Origin of the sequence: Intrasporangium chromatireducens Q5-1, from assembly GCF_000576575.1 — a bacterium.
GTDB classification, from domain to species: domain Bacteria; phylum Actinomycetota; class Actinomycetes; order Actinomycetales; family Dermatophilaceae; genus Intrasporangium_A; species Intrasporangium_A chromatireducens.
The window spans coordinates 1-1,841 of the sequence record NZ_AWQS01000431.1 but is presented as its reverse complement, the minus strand read 5'-3'; the positions used below and the strand labels follow the sequence as shown (position 1 = coordinate 1,841).

General features: G+C 71.5%; 2 protein-coding genes. One reads left to right on the top strand and one right to left on the bottom strand.

The window, feature by feature from the left end:
• Window positions 1-100: 100 nt before the first annotated feature.
• Window positions 101-1,048: a LysR family transcriptional regulator gene (locus N864_RS21935; protein ID WP_034722522.1), complete on the bottom strand. Its 948-nt coding sequence runs from the start codon at window positions 1,046-1,048 to the stop codon at window positions 101-103.
• A 170-nt stretch (window positions 1,049-1,218) separates the two neighbouring features.
• Between N864_RS21935 and N864_RS21930 the strand changes: the two genes are divergently transcribed.
• A complete protein-coding gene (locus N864_RS21930) occupies window positions 1,219-1,794 on the top strand; it encodes a peroxidase-related enzyme (protein WP_034722519.1) in 576 nt (191 codons plus the stop codon).
• Window positions 1,795-1,841 lie beyond the last annotated feature (47 nt).

The following is a 1,841-nucleotide window of genomic DNA, read 5'->3' as shown; positions in this document are numbered from 1 at the left end:
ACTGGCACGTAAATAGCCGTCCGTCCGAGCCGAAACCTCCGGCTCTGCCCTATTTGCCCCATTCCATGGGAGCGCCGCAGGCCCGGGTCCGCTCGACGGGTCAGACGGCGGCTGGGGACTTCGCCTCCACCGCCGGCGGTGCGGGCACCCCGGCGGCCTCGCACAGCGCGTTGATCGCCGCGTGCACGGCGGGCACCCGCTGCAGGTCGGGCGTCGTCACCGCGAGGATCTGCCGCCGCGACGCCGGCTCGAGCGGCAGGGCGACGACGTCGTCGGGCTTCGCGGCGCCGAGGATCAGGTCGGGCACGAGCGCGACGCCAAGGCCGGCGCGGACGAGACCGAGGACGGCGACGTAGTCCTCGGTCTCGAACGCGACGTTGGGGGCGAAGCCGGCGTGGCCCGCCAGCGACAGCAGGTGCCCGCGGCAGCGGGGGCACCCGGCGATCCATTCCTCGGACGAGAAGTCCGACATGTGGGCGGACCCCTGCTGGGCCAGCGGGTGGTCCTTGGGGACGGCGAGGCGCACCTCGTCGTCGAGCAGCTTGTGGGTGACGAGGGCCGACAGGTCCTCCTCGATCTCGCCGAGGTCCATCCCCTCGTAGGCGAACGCGACGGCGACGTCGCAGTCACCGGCCCGCAGCGCCGCGAGCGACTCCGGTGGCTCCGCCTCGGTGAAGTGGATCGTCACGTCCGGGTGGCGCTCCTTGAGGATCGCCAGGGCCTTCGGCACGAGCGTCGCGGACGAGCTCGGGAACGCCATGAGCCGCACCCGTCCCGCTCGCAGTCCCGCGATCGCGGTGATCTCCTCCTCAGCGGCGTCGAGGGCCGCGAGCACCCCGACCGCGTGGCGGGCCAGCACCTCGCCGGCCTCGGTCAGCCGAACCTGGCGGCCGTAGCGCTCGACGAGGATCGTGCCGGTGCGCTGCTCGAGGCGCCGCACCATCTGCGAGATGGCCGGCTGGGTGAACCCGAGGGCGTTGGCCGCGCCGGTGAAGCTGCCCGCGTCGGCGATGGCCTTCATGACTCGGAGGCCCGCTGCGTCGATCATGCCTCCAGCATAAGCGCCGCTTATGCAGCCCGGCCCCGCGTCGGTCGGCGCGTTACCTGCGGGGCCAGCTGAGCGGCATACCAACCCCTGCTGGTAGGGAGACCAACCCTCGGTATACCGCTCAGCCGGCTCACGCTCGCCGCGCGGCTCCGCGGGGCTAACCTGCCGTCATGGGAGATGACGCGCGGATCTCGTACCTGCCCGTGCCGAGCGCCGACGAGGTGCCGGACGACGTGGCCAAGCTGTGGGGCAAGGCTGAAGAGAACATGGGCTTCGTGCCCAACGTCTTCAAGGCGCAGGCCTACAACGGGGAGCAGTTCCTCGCCTGGTGGCGCTACTTCAACCTCCTCGTCAACAAGGAGGGGCACCTCAGCAACGCCGATCGGGAGTTCCTCGCCGTCGTCGTCAGCAACCTCAACCGCTGCACCTACTGCTGCATCAGCCACGGCGCGGCGCTGCGCGAGTACAGCGGCGACGCCCGGATGGCCGACCTGGTCGCCGTCAACTGGCGCCAGGCCGGCCTCGACGAGCGGCGGCAGGCGATGGCCGCCTACGCCGAGAAGCTCACCCTGCACCCGGCCGAGGTGACGCAGGCTGACCTGCAGCCGCTGCGCGAGGTCGGCCTCGACGACCACGAGATCCTCGAGCTGGTGCAGGTCGTCGGCATGTTCAACATGACGAACCGCGTCTCGACCGCGATCGGCATGGTGCCCAACGAGGAGTACCACTCACAAGGCCGGCCGTGAGCCGACGGGCGCCGGCCGCTGGCGCGAGCGCCGTGGCCGTCGCGGCG

What these genes read in the sequence shown, in the direction of transcription:
- N864_RS21935 (WP_034722522.1), bottom strand. Translation starts at nt 1,048, where the DNA reads ATGATCGACGCAGCGGGCCTCCGAGTCATGAAGGCCATCGCCGACGCG.
- N864_RS21930 (WP_034722519.1), top strand. Translation starts at nt 1,219, where the DNA reads ATGGGAGATGACGCGCGGATCTCGTACCTGCCCGTGCCGAGCGCCGAC.